A 20,470-nucleotide genomic window follows, 5' to 3' on the forward strand; every position below is an offset into this window, starting at 1 on the left:
TGGGGGTGGTGGGCGGCTCGGGGGGGCGGTGTCCGTGGCGTGCCACCATCCCGCCGCGGGGGGCGGGGGCCCCCCCCACCACCGCGACGGCGGCCGACCAGGCGAGCACGCGCGCGCCGCGGCGCCGCGGCTTCCCGGGCGGCCGCACCACGGTCCCGTGGGGGTCGCCCGCCACCGCCGAACCGCCCGTCGCCGAGCCGTCGTCGAGCACGGGCACGGGGCCGGCGCCGTACCCGGGGCCGGAGTTGTGCGAAGGCTGCGAAGGTTGCGCGCCGGGTGTGTGACGCGTGTAGCCCGGGCCCGTGTGGGTGCCCGCATGGGCCGGATCGCCGGGGTTGCCCGGGGTGCTTCCGTGCCCGTGCCCCGTGGCGCTTCCGTGTCCCGTGGTGCTTCCGTGCGCGGTGACCGGCTCCTCGACGGAGGTGCCCGCCGCTGCGGGAGAGGGCGCGGACACGGCGGAGTTCCGGCCGTGGTGCTCCCCGCGGCCGTACGTGGTCGTGGCCTCCGAACCCGTCGCGGAACCGGTCGCGGAGCCGGCCGCCGTACCTGGCGCCGCGCCCGCAGCGGAACCGGCCGTCGCACCTGCCGCCGCGCCCGTCGCCGATTCCGGCGCGGGGGCCGGGACCTGGGTGTGTTCCTCGGTGCGCCTGCCGCCTCCGTACGCGTCGCGCAGCAGCCGTTCGGCCTCCTCCAGCGCGGGGCGCTCCTCGGGGTCCTTGGCCAGCAGCCGTTCCAGCACCGGGGCGAGGACGCCCGCGCGCTGCATGGGGTGCGGCTCCTCGGTGGCCGCCGCGTACGCGGTCTCCAGCCAGGTGTCCCGCTCGAACGGCGTGCGCCCCTCCACCGCCTCGTACAGCGTGGCGCCCAGCGCCCACACATCGGCGGCGGGAGTCGAGTCGGCGCCGTGGAAGCGCTCCGGCGCGGTGTACGCCATGGAGCCCACGAACTCACCGGTCCGGGTGAGCGTCGCCGTCCCGGAGGCCGCGGCGATCCCGAAGTCGGTGAGCACGGGCCGCGCGCCCTCCTCGGAGAGCAGCACGTTCGCGGGCTTCACATCGCGGTGCAGCACCCCGGCGGCGTGCGCGGCGCGCAGGGCCGAGGTCATGGCCAGCGCCGTGCGCACGGCCGCGTCGGGGGAGAGCGGGCCCTGCTCCTTGAGCGCGTCGCCGAGGGAGCGGGCGGGCACGTACTCCATGACGATGCACGGCAGTCCCGAGTCCTCGACGACGTCGTGCACCACGATCACGTTCGGGTGGCTGATGCGCGCGGCGCTGCGCGCCTCGCGCCGGGTGCGCTCCAGCAGGCGCGCCCGCTCGTCGTCGTCCAACTGCGGTGGCAGCCGCAGCCGCTTGACCGCGACCCGGCGGCCCAGCAGACCGTCCTCGGCCAGCCAGACGGTGCCCATGCCGCCGTGCCCGATCCGGTCCGTGAGGCGGTACCTGCCCGCTATCTCCGGCTCGCCGTCACTCTCCACGTAACTCAGCTTCCCCCAGTGGCACATGCGTACCCCGGTACCTTAACGGCCCCTCCCCGGCAGGCGGCCTCCGGGCGCCCGGCGCAGAATCGCGGATATGGATCTTCCGGTCATGCCGCCCGTGAAACCGATGCTGGCCCGCGCCGCCGAGCGCATTCCCGAGGGGATGCAGTACGAGGCGAAGTGGGACGGCTATCGCGGTCTGGTGTTCAGGGACGGCGACGAGGTGGAGATCGGCAGCCGCAGCACCAAGTCGCTGTCCCGCTACTTCCCCGAATTGCTCGCGGCATTCCGCGCCCGGCTGCCCGAACGGTGCGTGCTGGACGGCGAGATCGTCGTCGCGCGCGACGGGCGGCTGGACTTCGACGCGCTCCAGGAGCGTGTGCATCCCGCGGCCTCCCGTGTACGGAAGCTGGCCGTCGAACTCCCCGCCGCCTACGTGGCCTTCGATCTGCTGGCCCTGGACGGCGAACGGTGGCTGGAGCGGCCGCTGAGCGAGCGGCGCACCGCGCTGGAGGAGGCGTTGGACGGGGTGGAGGACCCGGTGTTCCTCGCGCCGGCGACGTACGACATCGCGGTGGCGCGGGACTGGTTCGGGCAGTTCGAGGGCGCGGGTCTGGACGGGATCGTGGCGAAGCGGCCGACGCTGCCGTACCGGCCGGGGGAGCGGGCGATGACCAAGGTCAAGCACGAGCGCACGGCGGACTGCGTGGTGGCGGGGATGAGGGCGCACGCTTCGGGGGAGGGGCTCGGGTCGCTGCTGCTCGGGCTGTACGACGACGGGGGAACGCTTCACTACGTGGGCGCGTGCGGGGCGTTCAGCGCGCGTGAGCGGGTGCGGCTGTGGGGCGAGCTGCGGCCGCTCGCCGTTGATCTCGACGGGCATCCGTGGGCGGCCTGGCAGAACGCGGCGGCGCACGAGACGGCGCGGCTGCCGGGGGCGCCGAACCGGTGGAGCGGCGGCAAGGACCAGTCGTGGGTCCCTTTGGAGCCTTCGCTCGTGTGCGAGGTCGCCTTTGACCATGTGCAGGGAATGCGGTTCCGGCATACGGCCGTCTTCCGGCGGTGGCGGTCCGACCGTTCGCCGGAGAGCTGCGGGTTCGGGCAGGTTCGGGAGCCCGTGCGGTATGACTTGGCGGCGGTTTTGGGCGCTTCTTGATTTGACCGCCGGTCGGGTCCGCTTCTTGTTGCTTTCCGCTGCGGCGGGATGTGGGTGGGTGGTTGCGCCCGACTTCTGAGTTACGGCCCGCCCTACGACGCTCCGCGCCTCCGGTCGGGCCTTGCTCTGGTCTGCGGCGTCCGCGGGTTGCGTACGAACGAGCAGTCGCGACTCGCTGTGGGGTTGCCGCGCCGCGGGCTCCGCACTCGCCCCCCCCGTACGAGCTGTGGGCAATCGTTCCGCAGGGGCGGAACGGGTGGGCACAGCGGACGTAAGACCCCGCTCCCGCGCCACCCCGCTCCCAACGGGGCCCGGGGCGAAGCCCCGCGTTCAGAGCCAGTTGCGAGTGCTCAGCTCCCGTACGAAGTGGGCGTAGGACTCCTCCAACGCCGCCCCCTCCCGGGGATCCGGGTCCACCACGGTGCCGGGCGCCGTCATCGCCGCGGCCGCCTCGGCCAGCGAGCCGTGGAGGGTGCCGGTTGCGGCCAACAGGGCCGCTCCCAGTGCCGTTTCGGCGCGGGGCGCCACCCGCAACGGCATGCCCAGTACGGACGCCCGGATCCGCGTCCACAGCTCGCTGCGACTCCCGCCCCCGGCCGCGTACAACGGCCCCTCGACCGCCGTACCGAGCCCCCGTACCCGCTCGACCGCCAGCCGTTCCAAGAAGGCGACCCCCTCCAGCGCCGCCCGGTGCCGGTCCGCCTCGTCCTCCGCCGAACCCACGGCGAACCCCCGCGCCGCCCCGCTGAGGAACGGGAAGCGCTCGCCCTCGCGCCGCAGCGGATAGCGGACGTGCGAGGCCGGCCCCCGTGCGGCGGCGGCCGCGTCCAGCGCGGCGAGGCGGTCGCGCGGAACGTCGGCCAGCGCCTCACCGCCCGTGTTGGACGCCCCGCCGGGCAGCCACCACCCGTCCGGGTGCCGGTGGCTGTAGACCGCGCCGGCCGGGTCGGTGAGCAGCTCACGGGTGACGCCCTTGAGCACGTACGTCGTCCCCAGCACCCCCACGAACTCCCCCGGCCGCACAGCCCCCGTGGCCAACTGCCCGGCACACCCGTCCGTCATCCCGAGGCGCACCGCGCAGCCCTCGGGCAGCCCCGTCTCGGCCGCGGCCTCGGCGCACACCCGTCCTGCGCCGGTCGCGGGCGGCCGCACAGCGGGCAGCCACCCGGCGGGAACGCCGAGCGCGTCGAGCACCTCGGCGGGCCACTCGCCGCGCAGCGGGTCGTAGCCGGTCTTGAGCGCGTGGCTCCAGTCGGCGGGAACGGGCCCGCCGGTGAGCGCCCGGCCCAGCACCTCGGGGGTGTGGAGGATGAGGCGCGGGGTGTGTTCGGCCTCGGGCCGCGCGTACCAGGCGACGCGGCCGAGCGCCGCCGTCGGCCCGACGGTGAGCCCGAGCGCGGACCAGCGTTCGGCGCCCGACTCCTGTGCGCGGGCGTTGAGTTCGGCCCCGCGGCGGTCGTCGTACATCAGCGCCGGGCCGAGCGGTACGCCGTCCGCGTCAGCCGCGACGAACGTGCCGGAGGTGGCGGAGACCGCGACCGCCCGCACCTCGCGGCCGCGCCCGGGCAGCGCCGAGGTCGCCTGGCGCAGCGCCTCGGCCGTGGCGGGCCACCACGCGCGCGCGTCCTGTTCGCTGCGGCCTCCCTCGCGTACCGGTGCCGGCAGCGGCGCCCCGCCCTCCGCGACGATCCGGCCCTCCGCGTCGGCGCAGACCACCCGCACGTTCGCGGTGGCCACGTCGACGCCCGCGACGACGGGTGCGCCAACGGGGCCGCCGGAGGCGGGAGTTCGGGTTGCTGAGCCTTCGGTCACGGCGGAGATCCAATCGTGGGGGAGCGGGGGTGTTACCACGTGTGTGAAATTAACGCGGGTGGCTTTACATCGGCGTCGGCGGATTCACCGCGCGCTCGCCACCCGTACGTCCGTCTGCTTGCGCAGCTCCGCGAGCAGCGTGCCGTCCACGCCCCCGTCGACGATGACGTGGTCGAAGTCCCCTACGGGGCACAGCCGGTGGAGCGCGGTGCGCGCCGTCTTGGAGTGGTCCATCAGCAGGGCCGTACGCGTCCCCGCACCCAGCATCGCGCGCTTGACCAGCACCACGTCCTGCTCCTGGTGGTAGGTCATGCGGCCGTTCATGGCGGAGGTGCTCACCAGGACGAGGTCCACCGCCATCGCCTGGACCGCCTCCACGCAGGGCACCCCGAGATAGGAGTCGTGGGTGTGCGAGTACTCGCCGCCCAGCGCGATCAGCCGCACGTCCTCCTGCCCGGCGAACACGTCCACCACCCGGCGCGCGTTCGTCAGCACCGTCAGCGGGCCCGTGCCGGGCAGCAGCCGCGCCAGCGCGAGCGCCGTCGTGGAGTCGTCGAGCATCACCGACATACCGGGTCCGACCAGCGCCGACGCCTCCCGCGCGATGGCCTCCTTCTCGGCGGTGTGCACGCCGAGGCGGTAGTCGAGGTTGCTCTCGAAGACGCTGGAGGGCAGCGCCGAGACGCCGCCGCGGAAGCGGCGCAGGACGCCGCGCCTGGCGAGTTCCTCCAGGTCGCGGTGGACCGTCATCACGCTGACGCCGGTCAGTTCGGCGAGCTCGGCGACGGTCACCGTGCCGTGCTCCAGCACATGGTCCGAGACCACCCTGCGGCGCTGCTCCTGCGAACGGGCCGACCCCGCGGGCGCGCGACCGCTCGTGCCGCGAGCAGCCATTTCGCGATCACTCATGCCGCCGCTCCCGTCGGCAGGTTGAGGGCGCGCAGCGCCGCGCGCCCGCACTCGGCGCCGTCGAGCTCGATCTCCGTCACCGCCGCGTTGTCCAGCCGCGGCAGCACCAGCCTGTAGCGGCCCAGCGGGATGCCCAGCAGCGAGCAGAGCGCGATGCGCAACGCCGTGTTGTGCGCCACCACCAGCACCGTGCGCCGCTGGTCAGGGGGTGTTTCGGCCGCGAGCCCGCGCAGCGCGCCGCACACCCGCGCCGCCACCTCGTCCACCGGCTCCGAACCGGGGAACGCGCCCTCCCGCGCGTCCTCCCTGAACGCCCGCAGCCGCTCCGGCGACTCGGCCTCCATCTCCCCGACCGTGCGCCCCTCGCCCCAGCCGAAGTCCATCTCCCGCAGCCCGTCCAGCACATGGGGCTCAAGGCCCAGCGCCTCGGCCGCCGGCCGCGCCGTCTCCCTGGCGCGGCTCATGGGGGAGCAGGCCAGCGCGTCCACGCCGCGCCGCGCCGCCCACGCGCCGAGGCCGCGCGCCTGGCGCTCCCCCTCCTCGGTCAGCGGGACATCGGTGATCCCCGCATAGCGGTTCTCCGCGTGCCAGGTCGTCTGGCCATGGCGTACGAGCAGCAGCCGGGCGGTCATACGGCCCGTCCTTCCCTGGGTGCGGGGGCCGCCGACCGGTGTCCGCGCTGGTGCGGGCGGTCCGACCCTTGCCTACTTCACGTCGTCCGCGTTAAATCTAACAGCACCTGTGTGGCGAAGGAGCCCCCAGGGCGCACGGCGGAACGGAGAAGCGGGACATGGGCCACATCATCGGCGTCGACATCGGCACGTCCGTCACCAAGGCCGTGGCCTTCGACCGCGACGGGCGCTCCGTGTGCACGGCGTCCCGCCGCTCCACGGTCGAGCGGGCGCCGGGCGGGATCGTCGAGCAGGATCTCGACCAGGTGCTGGGCTCGGTGGGCGAGGTCGTACGGGAGGTCGCGGCTCAACTTCCCGCCCTCCCCGACGCGTTGGCGCTCACCGGGCAGGGCGACGGGCTCTGGCTGCGGGACGCCGAGGGGCGGCCGGTGCGGCCGATGATCTCCTGGATGGACGGCCGCGCGGCCGGTACGGTCGCCCGCTGGCAGGCGGACGGCACGGTGCGGGAGGTGTACGGGCACACCGGTTCCGGAATGTTCCCCGGCTGCCATGCGCCGCTGCTCGGCTGGCTGGCGGAGCACGAACCGGAGAGCCTGGAGCGGGCCGCGGTCGCCGGGTACTGCGTGGACGCCGTCGCCCAGCACCTCACCGGCGTGATCAGCGTGGACGCCTCCGATGCGACGCTTCCCTTCCTCGACCCGGTGAGCCGTACGTACTCCCGCGCGGCCCTCGAGGCGTGCGGCGTCGCCGGCGCGGCCCGGCTGCTGCCGGAGCCCGCCGCGCCCGGCACGGTGCTGGAGCTGGGGCGGCGCGGTTCCGAACTGCTGGGGCTGCCGCGGGGGTTGCCGGTCACCTCGGGCCCGTACGACCTGCCCGCCTGCGCGATCGGGAGCGGGGTGCGGGGCGTCGGCGAGGGGCTGCTGACTGTGGGCACCACGCTGGCCTGCCAGGTGATGGCCGACCGCGCGGAGCCGCGCGCGGGGGACGAGCCGGCCGGGATGTGGCTGTGCACGCCCGACGAGGGGCGATGGCTGCGGGCCATGCCGGCGATGACGGGGACGGCGGGCATCGACTGGGCGCTGGCGACGGTGGGCGCCGACACCTCGGACCTGGAGGGGATGCTGCGGTCGAGCCCCGCGGGGGCGGCGGGGGTCACGGCGCTGCCGTTCCTGTCCGAGGCGGGGGAGCGGGCGCCGTTCGTCGCGCCGGGTGCGCGGGCGGGCTTCGCCGGGCTGAGCCTCGCGCATGGGCCGGCTGATCTGGTGCGGGCCATGTGCGAGGGGGTGGGGTACGCGGCGCGGCACTGTCTGGAGGCGGCCGGGTTGTCCGGGGAGCTCGCCGCGTGTGGTGGGGGTACGCGGTCGCGGGGGTGGATGCGGGTGTTCGCGGGGATTCTGGGGAGGCCTGTGCGGGTGCCGTTGGAGGCCGAGGTGGGGGCGAAGGGGGCGGTCGTGGTGGCCCGCCGGGCCCTCGGCGACCCCGTGGACGAGGCCGTGTGGCACGCCGACTACGAGGTGATCGAGCCGGAGTCCGCCAACGTGGCGTTGTACGAGGCGGGTTACGCGCGCTACCGCGAGGCGATAGACCGCGAGCGGCCGTCGTGGGGCGCGGCCCCCGCGGCGTAACCGGGGCTTCGCCCCGGGCCCCGTTGGCAACGGGGTTGCGTGGGAGCAGGGGGTGCAAGTCCGGTTGTGCCCACCCGTTCCGCCCCGACGGAACGAATGCCCACAACCTCGTACGGGCACCGGAGCGGAAGCGGAGGCCCGCAGCGAGACGCGGGGCGCGGCGACCAGCAGCGCGGCGCGGCGGCTCGTTCTTTCGTCACCCGCGGACGCCGCAGACCGGAGCAAGGCCCGACCGGAGGCGCGGAGCGTCGTAGGGCGGGCCGTCACTCAGAAGTCGGGCGCAACCACTCACCCAACTTCCGCCGCAGCGGAAAGCAACCACACGCCAAGCGGCCGGCGGTCAAAAAGTGAAGTACATGCAACGCGTGGTCTTGACCAATTAAGGGCGGGCGCTAAAGTCTAGACCTATCGCGACACCGGGGGCGCCAGCCCCCAACGCATGCGGAACCACCCCATGGAACTCCCCTCCCGTGAAGGAGTTGGCATGCACAAGAAGCGCAAGCTCGCGGCCCTGCTCGGGGCCGGGATCGCACCGGTGCTCGTGCTCACCCTCCCCGTCGGCCAGGCCAGCGCGCACGGCTGGGTGACCTCCCCGCCCAGCCGGCAGGACCAGTGCGCCAAGGGCACGGTCTCCTGCGGGCCCATCAAGTGGGAGCCGCAGAGCGTGGAGGGCCCCAAGGGCCTGAAGAGCTGCAGCGGCGGCAACTCCCAGTTCAAGGAGCTGGACGACGACAGCAAGGGCTGGAAGGTGACCCCGGTCGGCCAGACCACGAGCTTCACGTGGAAGCTGACGGCGCGTCACGCGACCAGCACCTGGCAGTACTACGCAGGCGGCAAGAAGATCGCCGAGTTCAACGACGGCGGCAAGCGCCCCGGCGAGACCGTGACGCACCAGGTCAACTTCGGCGGCCTGACCGGCAAGCAGAAGGTGCTCGCCGTGTGGAACATCGCCGACACCGCGAACGCCTTCTACGCCTGCACGGACGTGAAGGTCGGCTGACGCGCCGACGGAACCAGCGCACATCTGGCCCTCCCACAGAGCGCTTCCCTCTCGCCGCTCGCGCGCGTCCCCGGTGCCGCCGGACCCTCCCCGGTCCGGCGGCACCGTCGTATGCCCGGACACGCAACTCCCCCTCGCAGCCTGTTACTTCACGTTGATTTCTGACGTTCGGTCTTGACGCCTTCTGTTTGCGGTGCCTGAATGTGCACGCAGCTTTGCGAGCACCTTCCGTTTCACCCGTTTCAGGAGGACGTGTGCGCAGATCCCCACACCCGGGCCGGAGAGCCCCCGGCCGCAGACTCCTCGGCCCCGTACTGGCATGCGCGCTGGTCGCGGGGCTGCCCGCGGTCACGGCCGCCGCACCGCAGCCGCAGAAGCACGAGACCCGCAGCGCCCAGGCGAAGACCCAGGGCCTCAAGGCCGACTACTTCACCCACAGCGCCCCCGGCGCCTTCGACTTCGCCTCGTACAAGGCCACAGGCGTGGACCGGAACCTCGACCTCAAGGACCTGGAGCCGCGGCTCGGCGCGGCCACGGGGCAGACCGACCACGTCAGCGTGCGCTGGACGGGCCGCATCGACGCGCCGCGCTCGGAGGCGTACACCTTCACGATGACCGGCGACAACGGCTTCCGGATGTGGATCGACGGCAAGCAGGTCATCGACCACTGGGTGGACGACTGGGACAAGCCGCAGACCAGCGAGCCGGTGAAGCTGGACGCGGGGAAGCACGACATCAGGGTCGACTACTTCGAGCACGAGGGCGGCTCCAACCTGCACCTGGACTGGCAGAGCCCGGGTCAGCAGCGGCAGCCCGTGCCGGCCGACGCCTTCTCGCTGCCGGAGGGCTACACCGACGACCGTCCGGACAGCGCCTCCGTACGCGCCGACGGCCGCACCCTCGCCATGGACTTCCCCCGCGAACTCCGCGCCCCCGGCAAGGAGTTGACCCGTCACCTGCGTGCCGTCATCGGAGGCGCCGAGTGGCCGCTCGGCGGCGTACGGGCCGACCCCCGCGACCCGCGCAGGCTGCTGCTCACGCTCAAGGAGCCGGTGGTCGGGCGCGGTGGCACCGCGGAGATCTTCTACGACGGCAAGGGCGGGCTCGCGGAGAAGGACGGCAGGGCGCTGGACGCGTTCTGGGCGAGCGGTTCCAACAAGTCCGAACACCAGCTACGGACGAAGTGGGCGGCGAAGGTCGACAAGAACAACCCGCACCCCGAATACCCGCGCCCGCAGCTCGCCAGGAAGCAGTGGAAGTCGCTGAACGGGCAGTGGCAGTTCGCGGGCGCGCGGGAGGGCGAGCGGCCCCCCTTCGGCCGGAACCTGAAGGAGCGGATCACCGTCCCGTACCCGGTCGAATCGGAGCTCTCCGGCGTCGGCCGGCACGAGGAACGCATGTGGTACCGCCGCGACTTCACCGTCCCCCGCGACTGGAAGCCCGGTGACGGGCAGCGGCTGCGGCTCAACTTCGAGGCCGTGGACTGGCAGTCCGAGGTGTACGTGAACGGGAAGCGGATCACCGCGCACAAGGGCGGCTACGACCACTTCTCCGCCGACGTCACCGACGCTCTCAAGCCCGGCGCGAAGAAGCAGGAGCTGGTCGTGGGCGTGTACGACCCCACCGACGCGAAGAACGGCCCCAACCCGCCGGCCGGCAAGCAGCGCCTCGACCCCAGCGGCATCTTCTACACGCCGAGTTCGGGCATCTGGCAGTCGGTGTGGATGGAGCCGGTCGCCGAGTCCGGGTACGCGGAGGACCTGAAGCTCACGCCGGATGTGCAGGGCGAGAAGCTGAGCGCGGAGGTACGGGGCAACCGCGCGGGACTGCCGGTGACGGCCACCGCGTACGACGGCGGGCGCAAGGTCGGCGAGGCGCGCGGGCGCACGGGCGAGGGCGCGCTGTCGGTGCCCGTGCCGAAGCCGCACCTGTGGTCGCCGGACGATCCGCACCTGTACAAGCTGAAGGTACGGGTCGGAAGCGGGGCCCGGGCAGACGCGGTGAACAGCTACTTCGGTATGCGCAGCGTCGGCGTGAAGGAGATCGCCGGGCACAAGCGCACCGTGCTCAACGGCAAGCCGATCTTCAACATGGGCACCCTCGACCAGGGCTTCTGGCCCGACGGCCTGCACACGGCTCCCACCGACGAGGCGCTGGCGTACGACCTCAAGATGCACAAGAAGCTCGGCTACAACACCGTGCGCAAGCACATCAAGGTCGAGCCCGCGCGGTGGTTCTACTGGGCCGACAAGCTGGGGCTGATGGTCTGGCAGGACATGCCCGCGATGGCCAACGACCGCACGCCGTCGGCCGCTTCCCGTACCCAGTACGAGAAGGAGATGCGGACCATGGTCGAGCAGCACCACAACAGCCCGTCGGTGACCACGTATGTGCCGTTCAACGAGGGCTGGGGGCAGTACGACCAGGCGCGCATCGCCGACCAGGTCAAGGCGTGGGACCCGACGCGGCTCGTGGACAACATGAGCGGGCACAACTGCTGCGGCGCGGTCGACGGCGGCAACGGCGACCTCTCCGACATCCACGCCTACCCGGGGCCCGGCGACCAGAAGGCCGGGGAACAGCGCGCCAAGGTCACCGGCGAGTACGGCGGCCTCGGGCTCGCGGTGCCGGGGCATGCGTGGCCGGTGCAGCACACGTACGTCGGGGTGAAGCCGGAGGAGTACACCGGCGAGTATCTGAAGCTGCTCGCCGCGGTGAAGAAGCGGGCCGTGTGCGACGGGGTGACCGGGGCCATCTACACGCAGATCAGCGATGTGGAGGGCGAGTTGAACGGGCTGATGACCTACGACCGGCGCACCCTCAAGGCGGACCCGGAGCGGCTCCGCGCCGCGCACCGGGAGCTGCTGCGGGAGGGGGCGTCGCCGGGGCAGTGCGCCCGGCGGTGAACTGCCTGTGGTCTACGCCTCGTTGAGGTGCGGGGCCCGGTCCGGGTGACCGGGCCCCGCACCGTGTGCCCCGTGCGCGGGCGGGGGCGCGGGGAAGCGTCCGCGTTCCGGGGCGTAGGGGTGGGCCCTTGCGGCCCTCGGTGGCCTGTGGGTCAGCCGAGTCGGGAGCCCGTCGCCTTGAGGGCGGTCGTGACCGGCTGGAAGAACGTCTGGCCGCCCTGCGTGCAGTCGCCGCTGCCGCCCGAGGTGAGGCCGACCGCCGCGTCGCCCGCGAAGAGGGAACCGCCGCTGTCGCCCGGTTCGGCGCACACGTCGGTCTGGATGAGGCCCGAGACGACCTCGCCGTCGCCGTAGTTGACCGTCGCGTCCAGGCCGGTCACCGTGCCGCCGGTCACGCCCGTCGTACTGCCGCTGCGCTGGACCTCCATGCCGACGGATGCGTTCGCCGCGTGCGTGATGGGCTGCGTCCTGCCGCCGCCGAGTGCGACTTCGCTGGGCGGTCGCGCCGCCTGGTCCGCGTACGAGACGAGGGCGAAGTCGGTCCTCGGGAACGCGGATTCCGCGACCGTGCCGAGGGGCGCGCGGCTTTGCTGGTCGGCGCTCCAGGTGCGGGAGGCGTTGCCGCAGTGGCCCGCGGTGAGGAAGGCGGGGGCGCCGGCGCGGGTCACGTTGAAGCCGAGGGAGCAGCGGGCGCCGGCGCCGAAGATGGGGTCGCCACCGCGTGCTGTGCTGCCATGCGTGCCGGTCGCCTTGGTTGTGCCCTTGTACGGGCGGAAGGCGCCCTTGGAGCGCTGCACTGTCATCGTGCGCTGCCGCTGTGCGGCGGCCCTGTTGAGGGTTTCCATGCCTGTGCGGGTGACCGTGCGGTCGGCGCTGACCACGACCTTGTTGGTTCTGGGGTCTATGGACCAGGCCGTTCCGGGGACGGCTGCTTCGTGGCGTAAGTAGGCCGCTGTGCTGCGGAGTTCGGCACCGCTGTTGGCCACTATGCGTGCTGCGCCGCCGTGCTTCCGTACGGTGGCGGCGGTGTGCGGGTCCAGGACGTTCATCACGAGCTGCTTGCTGTCGGCGTCGAAGTACCAGCCGGCTTGTCTGGCGCCGAGTTCGGAGGCGAGGCCCGTGCCGAGCCGCGCCGCGTCGGGCGCGCTGAGTCGGTGGGCGACGTCCGGTGTTCCGGCGTTGGCGTACGGGAGCAGGGCCGCCGCGGCGGCGAGTGCGGCTGCTGCGGCTGTGCCGATCACGTACGGGCGTTTGCTCCTCCGGCGGTGGCCCACTGCGGACACCTCTTCCCTGTGGGGCGGGTCGGGTGAACAGGGTCACCGGCTGGGGAGGTGGGTGGTGAGTCACGCTCACGTTATGCGTGCCACTGCGTGGGGCTGGGGCCGCTCGTGTATGGTTCCGCCGCGATGTGACCGCCGACGGCCGCCGAACGTGGTTGCTTTCCGCTGCGGCGGGATGTGGGTGTGTGGTTGCGCCCGACTTGTGAGTTACGGGCCGGGCTACGACGCTCCGCGCCTCCGCCCGCCCCTCGCCCGGTCTGCGGCGTCCCCGGGTGACGAATGAACGAGCGTCGCGCCCCGCTGCCGGCCGCCGCGCCCCGCGATTCGCTGCGGGGTTCGCTTCCGCTCCGGTGTCTGTACGAGGTTGTGGGCATTCGTTCCGCTGGGGCGGAACGGGTGGGCACAACCGGACTCGCGCCCCCTGCTCCCGCGCAACCCCGTTGCCAACGGGGCCGGGGCGGAGCCCCGCCTCGTACGCTTCCCGGATGACCCAGGAACGCTCGCTCGCCACCGACCAGCTCTCCCTCGGCGACCCGGGGATCCGCTATCCCCTGTGGCCCCCGCTGACCAGCGGCTGCCCCCGTACCAGCACGGACGACCTCGCCTACCCGGTCGAGGTCGACTACGCGTACGACGACGTGGACCGCGACGCCCTGCGTCGCACACAGAACGGCCCCGGCCTGGACCGGTGGGCCCCACTGCTGCCGCCCCTGACCGCCCCGGGCCTCGGCGAAGGCGGGACGCCGCTGATCGACATCGGCCACGACACGTACATCAAGGACGAGTCCCGCAACCCCACCTGGAGCCACAAGGACCGGCTCAACCGTGTCACGGTGAGCGCCGCCGCCGGCGTGGGCGCGCCCGGCGTGGTCGTCGCCTCCTCCGGCAACCACGCCGCCTCGGCCGCCGCCTACGCGGCCCGCGCCGGACTGCGCTGCGTCGTGCTCGCCTCGGCCGGCATGCCCCCGGCGGTCGCCTCGTTCGTCGCGGCGTACGGGGCCGTGCTGCTGCCCGTACCGGCGGAGTCACGGTGGCCGCTGATGCGGCGGATCGTGGAGCGCTGCGGGCTGCACCCGGTCAGCAACCTCACCGCGACGCACACGGGCCACGGCTTCGGGCCCGAGGGGTACAAGACGGTCGCGTACGAGATCTTCGCCGAACTGGGCGCCCCGGCGGCCGTGTTCGCCCCCGTCGGCTACGGCGAACTCCTCTTCGGGATCTGGAAGGGCTTCGCCGAGCTGCGCCGCCTCGGCCTCGCCGACCGCGTGCCGCGCGTCTTCGGCTGCGAGCCCGCCGTGGGCGGACCGCTCGCCGCCGCGCTGCGGCAGGGCCGCCCCGCGGCGCGGGTGGAGGTGGGCGAGACCGACGCGTACGCCATCGACACCCCGGTCGGCGGCTACCGCGCGGTGCGCGCCGTCAAGGAGAGCGGCGGCGAGGCGCTGCTGGTCGGCGACGGCCAGATGCGCGCCGCACAGCGGGAGTTGGCCGGTCAGGGCATGTGGGCCGAGCTGTCGTCGGCGGCGGGGCTCGCCGGGCTCAGGGCGTACGGGGAGGTGGAAGGGCCCGTGGTGTGCGTCTCCACCTCCAGCGGCTTCAAGGACCGCGGCGTGGCCTCCGGGTCGCCGGAGGCCCTGGACCCGTCGTGGGAGGCGGTGCTCCCGAGGCTGCGGGAAGCGGGCATCCCCGGCGCCTGAGCCCCGCCCCTGCCCCTCACTCCGTATGGCAGACGGCCTCCACGTTGTTGCCGTCGGGGTCGCGTACGAAGGCCCCGTAATAGTGGGCGTGGTATTCGGGGTGCACGGCCGGTGCGTGCAGGGACTCGTAGCCCGCGTCCACCGCAGCCGCGTGGAAGGCGTCCACGGCGGCGCGGTCGGGCGCGGCGAACGCGATGTGCGCCTCGCGGGGCGCGCCCTCGCCGGTCGCCGGGATGATCCAGAACGTGTGCCCGCCCTCGGTCCCGAAGCTGACGAACTCGCCGAACTCCTTGGTGCGCCCGCCGCCGAGCGGGGCCAGCACCGTCTCGTAGAAGGCCGCGTTGGCGGCCACGTCGCGTACCTGGAGTGCGATGTGGTCCAGCATCCGCCGAGCCTCGCACGCCGGATGCCGGGTGTCGCGGGAATTACGGGCCATGCGCGGGCCACGCACCGACCCCGCACGGACCACGTAGCGACTCCGCACGGACCCCGTACGAGCCATGTACGCGGTGGAGCGGCCGATTCCGTGGAGTTGGACGACGCGGAGGATTGGACGCGGGGGAGCGGTGGGGAAGCATGCGCGGGACCGCCGGAGGAGGGAGACCGCGTGGGACTGCCGCTCGAAGGTGTGCTGGTGGCCGACTTCAGCAGGGTGCTGGCCGGGCCGCTGGCCACGGCGACGCTCGCCGACCTGGGCGCCGAGGTCGTGAAGGTGGAGCGCCCCGGGGCCGGGGACGACACCCGGCAGTGGGGGCCGCCGTTCGCGGCCGACGGCACGGCCGCGTACTTCGACGCCGCGAACCGCTCCAAGCGCGGACTCGCCCTGGACCTCGGCGACCCTCGCGACGCGGAGATGGCACGGGAGCTGGCGCGGCGGGCCGACGTCCTGGTGGAGAACTTCCGGCCCGGCGCACTCGCCAAGTACGGCCTGGACGGCGCGAGCGCCCTGGCCGCCAACCCCGGCCTCGTCTACTGCTCCATCAGCGGCTTCGGCTCCGGCGGCGGCGCCTCGATGGGCGGGTACGACTTCGTGGTGCAGGCCGTCGGCGGGCTGATGAGCATCACAGGCGAGGCGGGCGGCGAACCGGTGAAGGCCGGCGTGGCGCTGGTGGACGTGCTGACCGCCAAGGACGCGGCGACCGGCATCCTCGCCGCGCTGCGGCACCGCGACCGTACGGGCGAGGGCCAGGTGGTGGAGGTGAACCTGTTGTCCTCACTGCTCGGTTCGCTGGTCAACCAGGCGTCCGGGCACCTGCTCACCGGGCGCGACCCGGCGCCGATGGGCAACAGGCACCCGAGCATCACCCCGTACGAGACCCTGACCTGCGGCGACGGGCTGCTGGCCGTGGCCGCGGGGAACGACCGCCAATTCCGGGCCATGGCCGGTGCGTTGGGGGCGCCAGGACTGGCCGACGATCCCCGCTTCGCGCGCAACGCGGACCGGGTCGCGCACCGCGAGGAGCTGGTCAAGGCGCTGGAGGAGCTGCTGGTCGCCGACACCGCCGACAACTGGACGCGGCGGCTCGGCGCGGTCGGCGTCGCGGCGGGACCGGTCAACTCCCTCTCGGAGGCCTTCGCCCTCGCCGAACGGCTGGGCCTCGACCCGGTCGCCGAGGTCGGCGAGGACCGGGTGCCGCAGGTGCGCAGTCCGCTGCGGATGTCCGGTACGCCGGTGAACCCGCCGTCGGCGCCGCCGCGGCTGGACGAGCACGGGGCGGTGCTGCGGGAGTGGCTGGGGGACGGCGGGGCCGGCCGGATGCCCCCGCCCCGCAGCAGTTAGGCCCGCTCGAAGATGGCGGCGAGGCCTTGTCCGCCCCCGATGCACATGGTCTCCAGCGCGTAGCGGGCCTCGCGGCGGTGTACCTCGTACGCGAGGGTGCTGAGGATGCGCGCGCCGGTCGCGCCGACGGGGTGGCCGAGCGAGATGCCGGAGCCGTTGACGTTGATCCGCTTCTCGTGGTCGTCGTCGGTGAGGCCCAGCTCCCGTGTGCAGGCGAGGACTTGGGCGGCGAACGCCTCGTTCAGCTCGATCAGGTCCAGGTCGGCGAGGGTGAGTCCTGCGCGGTCAAGCGCTGTGCGGGTGGCGCCGACCGGGCCCAGGCCCATGGTCGCTGCCGGTACGCCGGCGCGGGCGAAGGAGACCAGCCGCAGGAGCGGGCGCAGGCCGAGGCGTTCGGCGGTGGCGGCGCTGGTGACGAGGCAGGCGGCAGCGGCGTCGTTCTGCCCGCTGGCGTTGCCCGCGGTGACGGTCGCCTCCGCGTCCTGCTTGCCCATCACCGGGCGCAGCCCGGTCAGTTGCTCGGCCGTGGTGTCGGGGCGCGGATGCTCGTCCGTCTCCACGACGGTCTCGCCCTTCCGCGTCCGTACGGTGACCGGAACCGTCTCCTGCGCGAATCTCCCCTCCGCTGCGGCTCGGCCCGCGCGCTGCTGGGAGCGCAGGGCCAGCTCGTCCTGGTCGGCGCGGGAGATCCCGTACTCCCTGCGCAGGTTCTCGGCGGTCTCGATCATGCCGCCCGGTACGGGGTGGTGTACGCCGCCCGCGGTGACCCTGCCGCGGGCGAGGGAGTCGTGGAGCTGGAGTCCTGGGCCCTTGATGCCCCATCGGCCCTCGTGCGTGTAGTACGGGGCCGCGCTCATGACCTCGGCGCCGCCGGCGACGACGACGTCGCTGAAGCCGGAGCGGATCTGCATGGCGGCGTCCAGGACGGCTTGGAGCCCTGAGCCGCAGCGGCGGTCGATCTGGACGCCGGTGACGGTCTGCGGCAGTCCGGCGTCGAGGGCGGCGACTCGGCCGAGGGCAGGGGCGTCGGAGCTCGGGTAGGCCTGGCCGAGGATGACCTCGTCGATCTGTGCGCCGTCGAGGTCTGCGCGGGTGACGATCTCCGCGATCAGGCGGGCGGCGAGGGCGGCCGGGGTCTGTGTCGCCAGCGCGCCGCCGAAGCGGCCGATGGGCGTGCGGAGGGGGTGGCTGATGACGATGTCGGTCACGCCATGACCCTTGCACCTGCGGTGCGGGCGGTCCAATACGCGTTACGTCTCGGTGTGAGACGGGGCTCCGCCCCGGGCCCCGGTTGGGTGCGGGGCTGGGTGGGGTGCGGGGGCTTGCGTTCCGGTGTGCCCACCCGTTCCGCCCCTTGCGGAACGACTGCCCACACCTCGGTGGGGGGGAGCGGCGAGCAACCCACAGCGCTCCACCACCCACACAAATCCCGCCGCAGCGGAAAGCAACCAGAAGCGGGCCCGACCGGCGGTCGGAGATCAAGGCGACGGCAGCGCGCGCGACGCCACATCCAGCACGGCCCGCAAAGCCGCCGACGGATTGTCCGGCCGCCAGGCCAACGCGGCCTCCAGAACAACAGGCGGCCCCGACAACGGCCGGTACACCAACCCCGTCTGCTGAATGTGCATGCAGGAGGACAGGGTCAGGGTGACCCCGACACCCATCGCCACCAGCGCCAGAATCGTGTACGAGTCTGGCGCTTCCTGCACCACCCGCGGCCCGAACCCCGCCTCCTCGCACGTCCGCAACGTACACGCGCGCAGACTCGACCCCGCGTTGGCGGGAAAGCTCACGAACGGCTCGCCCGCCAGATCGGCCACGGCGATCCGCTCGCACCGCGCCAGCCGGTGATCGGCGGGCAGCGCACACACCAGCTCCTCGCGCCCGATGAGCCGGGTCCGTACACCGGGCCGGTCGGCAGGACGGCGTACGAAGCCGAGGTCGAGCGACCCGTCGGCGACCCGAGCCAGCGCCTGGTCCGCGTAGGTCTGCCCCTGCATGACCAGCTCGATCCCGGGATGCGCGGCCCGCACCGCGCGGGTCAGCAGCGGCAGCGTGCTGTGGCTGGACGCGCCCGCGAAGCCGACGCTGACCCGCCCGTACTCGCCGCGTCCCGCCGCCCGCGCGACCCGCCCGGCGATCTCCAGGTCCTCCAACACGGTGCGCACGGGCCCCAGAAAGGCGTCTCCCGCGCTGGTCAGCCGCACCGACCGCGTACTGCGCTCGAAGAGCTGGACGCCCAACTCCCGCTCCAACTGGCGGATCTGCTGGCTGAGCGGCGGCTGCGCCATGTGCAGCCGCTTCGCCGCGCGCCCGAAGTGCAGCTCCTCGGCGACGGCCACGAAGGCGGACAGATGGCGCAGCTCCACCGTGCCGACCCTCCCGCCGCCCCGCCTCGATTGAGTGTTCCCACGTCTCAAACTGACCCTAATTCGGTATTGGACCCCGATCAATGGGCGCTGGCAGCCTCGGGCCGTGGACAAGACCCACAGGACCCACAAGCTCATGACGCTGCGGGAGGCGGTGGCCGCGTACGTACGGGACGGCGACACCCTCGCACTGGAGGGCTTCACCCACCTCATACCGGTCGCGGCAGGACACGAGATCATCCGGCAGCGGCGGCGCGACCTGACCGTGGTGCGGATGACCGCGGACATCGTCGTCGACCAGATGCTCGCGGCGGGCTGTGTGAAGCGCCTGGTCTCGGCGTTCGTCGGCAACTCCTCCGCCGGCTCGCTGGGCGAGCTGCGCAGACGGGTGGAGCGCGGCGAGCCCGAGCCGCTGGAGTTCGAGGAGTACAGCCACTACGGGCTGGTGTGCCGCTACCTCGCGGGGGCGCAGCGGCTGCCGTTCTACCCGCTGCGCTCGTACGGCGGCAGCGACCTGCCCTCGGTCAACCCCGCGCTGCGCAAGGTCACTTCGCCCTACCCGGGCCCCGACGGCGGCGAGGAGCAGGTGTACGTGGTGCCGCCGCTCACCCCCGACGTGACGATCGTGCACGCGCAGCGCGCCGACCGGCACGGCAACGTACAGATCTGGGGCCTGACCGGCGTACAGGCCGAGGCGGTGTTCGCCGCGCACAGGGCGATCGTCACCGTCGAGGAGGTCGTCGAGGACGACGTGGTGCGCTCCGACCCGAACCGCACCGTGATCCCCGCGCACGCGGTGGACGCCGTCGTGCCCTGCCCGCGCGGCGCGCACCCGTCCTTCGCGCAGGGCTACTACGACCGCGACAACGCCTTCTACCGCTCCTGGCCGCAGACCAGCGGCGACCCCGAACGGCTGGCCGCCTGGCTGGAGGAGTGGGTGCACGGCACCGAGGACCACACCGCGTACGCGGAGAAGCTGGGCGAGGAGCGTTGGCGCGCTCTGGCGGTCGGCCCGGCCCCGAGCGAGCCGGTGGACTACGGGAGGCGGCTGTGACGCATCCGGAAGCGACCCCCTCCGAGCTGCTGACCGTGGCCGCCGCTCGCGAACTCGCCGGTCGCCGGACGGTCTTCGCCGGCATCGGCCTGCCCACCCTCGCCGCCGCGCTCGCCCAGCTCACCGTCGCGCCCGGTCTGGAGACGGTGTACGAGTCGGGGGTGTGCGGCGCGCATCCCGAGCGGCTGCCGGAGACCATCGGCGACGCGGTGCTGATCACCGGTGCCGAGGCGGTGCTGCCGATGGCCACGCTGTTCGGTTCCGTGCTGCAGGGCGGGCGCATCGACGTCGGGTTCCTCGGCGCCGCGCAGATCGATAAATGGGGCAGCCTCAACACCTCGGTGATCGGCGACTGGGAGAGCCCGAAGGTGCGGCTGCCCGGCCCCGGTGGCGCGGCGGAGGCGATGGCGGGCTCCCGCGAGGTGTTCGTGGTGATGCGCCGCCACACCCCGCGTTCCCTCGTACGGACGCTGGACTTCTGCACCTCGCCGAGTCCGGACCGCGCACGCGAGGACGGCATCGCCCCGTACGGCGCCGGGGTGACTCGCGTGATCACCGAGCTGGGCGTGCTGGCCAGGGGCGGCGTGGGCGAGGAGCTGCGGCTGGCCGCCGTACAGCCGGGGGTGAGCGTGCGGCAGGTGCGGGAGGCGACCGGCTGGGATCTCGCGGTGGACGGCGGGGTACGGACGATTCCGGCGCCGGAGGAGGCCGAACTGCGGCTCCTGCGCCACGATGTCGATCCGGAACGGGTGTATCTGCGCTGATCCCGGCCGTGG

Annotated in this window: 16 protein-coding genes; 8 read left to right on the forward strand and 8 right to left on the reverse strand. The window is 73.3% G+C overall.

Annotated features, from left to right (window positions below; genetic code table 11):
- On the reverse strand, positions 1-1,501 hold a 1,501-nt coding region (locus ABEE00_RS33920), incomplete at its 3' end, for a serine/threonine-protein kinase (RefSeq protein ID WP_345749640.1).
- 70 nt (positions 1,502-1,571) lie between these two features.
- Between ABEE00_RS33920 and ABEE00_RS33925 the strand changes: the two genes are divergently transcribed.
- A complete protein-coding gene (locus ABEE00_RS33925; RefSeq protein WP_345749641.1) occupies positions 1,572-2,633 on the forward strand; it encodes an ATP-dependent DNA ligase in 1,062 nt (353 codons plus the stop codon).
- 330 nt (positions 2,634-2,963) lie between these two features.
- On the opposite strand, the gene ABEE00_RS33930 is transcribed toward ABEE00_RS33925, so the two are convergent.
- The 3 genes from ABEE00_RS33930 to ABEE00_RS33940 all read right to left on the reverse strand — a co-directional run bounded on the left by ABEE00_RS33930 (position 2,964) and on the right by ABEE00_RS33940 (position 5,986).
- Complete coding sequence (locus ABEE00_RS33930) at positions 2,964-4,445, reverse strand: FGGY-family carbohydrate kinase (RefSeq protein ID WP_345749642.1); 1,482 nt, start codon at positions 4,443-4,445, stop codon at positions 2,964-2,966.
- A gap of 84 nt (positions 4,446-4,529) precedes the next feature.
- A complete protein-coding gene (locus ABEE00_RS33935) occupies positions 4,530-5,354 on the reverse strand; it encodes a DeoR/GlpR family DNA-binding transcription regulator (protein WP_345749643.1) in 825 nt (274 codons plus the stop codon).
- Entirely contained in the window at positions 5,351-5,986 is a 636-nt protein-coding gene (locus ABEE00_RS33940; RefSeq protein ID WP_345749644.1) for a histidine phosphatase family protein, read from the reverse strand. Before ABEE00_RS33940 ends, ABEE00_RS33935 begins: the two co-directional genes overlap by 4 nt.
- A gap of 158 nt (positions 5,987-6,144) precedes the next feature.
- Here ABEE00_RS33940 and ABEE00_RS33945 point away from each other — a divergent pair, with 158 nt between their 5' ends.
- The 3 genes from ABEE00_RS33945 (at position 6,145) to ABEE00_RS33955 (ending at position 11,517) form a co-directional block, all read left to right on the forward strand.
- Positions 6,145-7,611 carry an FGGY-family carbohydrate kinase gene (locus tag ABEE00_RS33945; RefSeq protein ID WP_345749645.1) on the forward strand — a complete coding sequence of 489 codons (1,467 nt, stop codon included), beginning with the start codon at positions 6,145-6,147 and terminating at the stop codon, positions 7,609-7,611.
- A gap of 484 nt (positions 7,612-8,095) precedes the next feature.
- A complete protein-coding gene (locus tag ABEE00_RS33950; protein WP_345749646.1) occupies positions 8,096-8,611 on the forward strand; it encodes a lytic polysaccharide monooxygenase auxiliary activity family 9 protein in 516 nt (171 codons plus the stop codon).
- Positions 8,612-8,865: 254 nt separating this feature from the next.
- On the forward strand, positions 8,866-11,517 hold the full coding sequence (locus ABEE00_RS33955) for a PA14 domain-containing protein (protein WP_345749647.1): 2,652 nt from the start codon (positions 8,866-8,868) through the stop codon (positions 11,515-11,517).
- Positions 11,518-11,669: 152 nt separating this feature from the next.
- On the opposite strand, the gene ABEE00_RS33960 is transcribed toward ABEE00_RS33955, so the two are convergent.
- On the reverse strand, positions 11,670-12,758 hold the full coding sequence (locus ABEE00_RS33960; protein ID WP_345749648.1) for a S1 family peptidase: 1,089 nt from the start codon (positions 12,756-12,758) through the stop codon (positions 11,670-11,672).
- A 524-nt stretch (positions 12,759-13,282) separates the two neighbouring features.
- Between ABEE00_RS33960 and ABEE00_RS33965 the strand changes: the two genes are divergently transcribed.
- Complete coding sequence (locus ABEE00_RS33965; protein WP_345749649.1) at positions 13,283-14,491, forward strand: threonine synthase; 1,209 nt, start codon at positions 13,283-13,285, stop codon at positions 14,489-14,491.
- 16 nt (positions 14,492-14,507) lie between these two features.
- On the opposite strand, the gene ABEE00_RS33970 is transcribed toward ABEE00_RS33965, so the two are convergent.
- Entirely contained in the window at positions 14,508-14,876 is a 369-nt protein-coding gene (locus ABEE00_RS33970; protein ID WP_345749650.1) for a VOC family protein, read from the reverse strand.
- Positions 14,877-15,098: 222 nt separating this feature from the next.
- Here ABEE00_RS33970 and ABEE00_RS33975 point away from each other — a divergent pair, with 222 nt between their 5' ends.
- Positions 15,099-16,271, forward strand: coding sequence for a CaiB/BaiF CoA transferase family protein (locus ABEE00_RS33975; protein ID WP_345749651.1), 1,173 nt, complete (start codon positions 15,099-15,101; stop codon positions 16,269-16,271).
- Here ABEE00_RS33975 and ABEE00_RS33980 read toward each other — a convergent pair.
- Together ABEE00_RS33980 and ABEE00_RS33985 are read right to left on the reverse strand one after the other, a co-directional pair.
- Positions 16,268-17,479 carry an acetyl-CoA C-acetyltransferase gene (locus ABEE00_RS33980; RefSeq protein WP_345749652.1) on the reverse strand — a complete coding sequence of 404 codons (1,212 nt, stop codon included), beginning with the start codon at positions 17,477-17,479 and terminating at the stop codon, positions 16,268-16,270. The two genes, ABEE00_RS33975 and ABEE00_RS33980, sit on opposite strands and share 4 nt — an antisense overlap.
- 270 nt (positions 17,480-17,749) lie before the next feature.
- Positions 17,750-18,640: a LysR family transcriptional regulator gene (locus tag ABEE00_RS33985; protein ID WP_345749653.1), complete on the reverse strand. Its 891-nt coding sequence runs from the start codon at positions 18,638-18,640 to the stop codon at positions 17,750-17,752.
- A gap of 136 nt (positions 18,641-18,776) precedes the next feature.
- On the opposite strand from ABEE00_RS33985, the gene ABEE00_RS33990 reads away from it, so the two are divergent.
- On the forward strand, positions 18,777-19,694 hold the full coding sequence (locus ABEE00_RS33990) for a CoA transferase subunit A (protein ID WP_451918739.1): 918 nt from the start codon (positions 18,777-18,779) through the stop codon (positions 19,692-19,694).
- Positions 19,691-20,458, forward strand: coding sequence for a CoA-transferase subunit beta (locus tag ABEE00_RS33995; protein WP_345749655.1), 768 nt, complete (start codon positions 19,691-19,693; stop codon positions 20,456-20,458). Before ABEE00_RS33990 ends, ABEE00_RS33995 begins: the two co-directional genes overlap by 4 nt.
- Positions 20,459-20,470 lie beyond the last annotated feature (12 nt).

The sequence above is a fragment of the Streptomyces odontomachicola genome (genome assembly GCF_039605595.1).
Taxonomy (GTDB): Bacteria; Actinomycetota; Actinomycetes; order Streptomycetales; family Streptomycetaceae; genus Streptomyces.

What these genes read in the sequence shown, in the direction of transcription:
- ABEE00_RS33925 (WP_345749641.1), top strand. Translation starts at nt 1,572, where the DNA reads ATGGATCTTCCGGTCATGCCGCCCGTGAAACCGATGCTGGCCCGCGCC.
- ABEE00_RS33935 (WP_345749643.1), bottom strand. Translation starts at nt 5,354, where the DNA reads ATGAGTGATCGCGAAATGGCTGCTCGCGGCACGAGCGGTCGCGCGCCC.
- ABEE00_RS33940 (WP_345749644.1), bottom strand. Translation starts at nt 5,986, where the DNA reads ATGACCGCCCGGCTGCTGCTCGTACGCCATGGCCAGACGACCTGGCAC.
- ABEE00_RS33945 (WP_345749645.1), top strand. Translation starts at nt 6,145, where the DNA reads ATGGGCCACATCATCGGCGTCGACATCGGCACGTCCGTCACCAAGGCC.
- ABEE00_RS33950 (WP_345749646.1), top strand. Translation starts at nt 8,096, where the DNA reads ATGCACAAGAAGCGCAAGCTCGCGGCCCTGCTCGGGGCCGGGATCGCA.
- ABEE00_RS33965 (WP_345749649.1), top strand. Translation starts at nt 13,283, where the DNA reads ATGACCCAGGAACGCTCGCTCGCCACCGACCAGCTCTCCCTCGGCGAC.
- ABEE00_RS33970 (WP_345749650.1), bottom strand. Translation starts at nt 14,876, where the DNA reads ATGCTGGACCACATCGCACTCCAGGTACGCGACGTGGCCGCCAACGCG.
- ABEE00_RS33990 (WP_451918739.1), top strand. Translation starts at nt 18,777, where the DNA reads ATGACGCTGCGGGAGGCGGTGGCCGCGTACGTACGGGACGGCGACACC.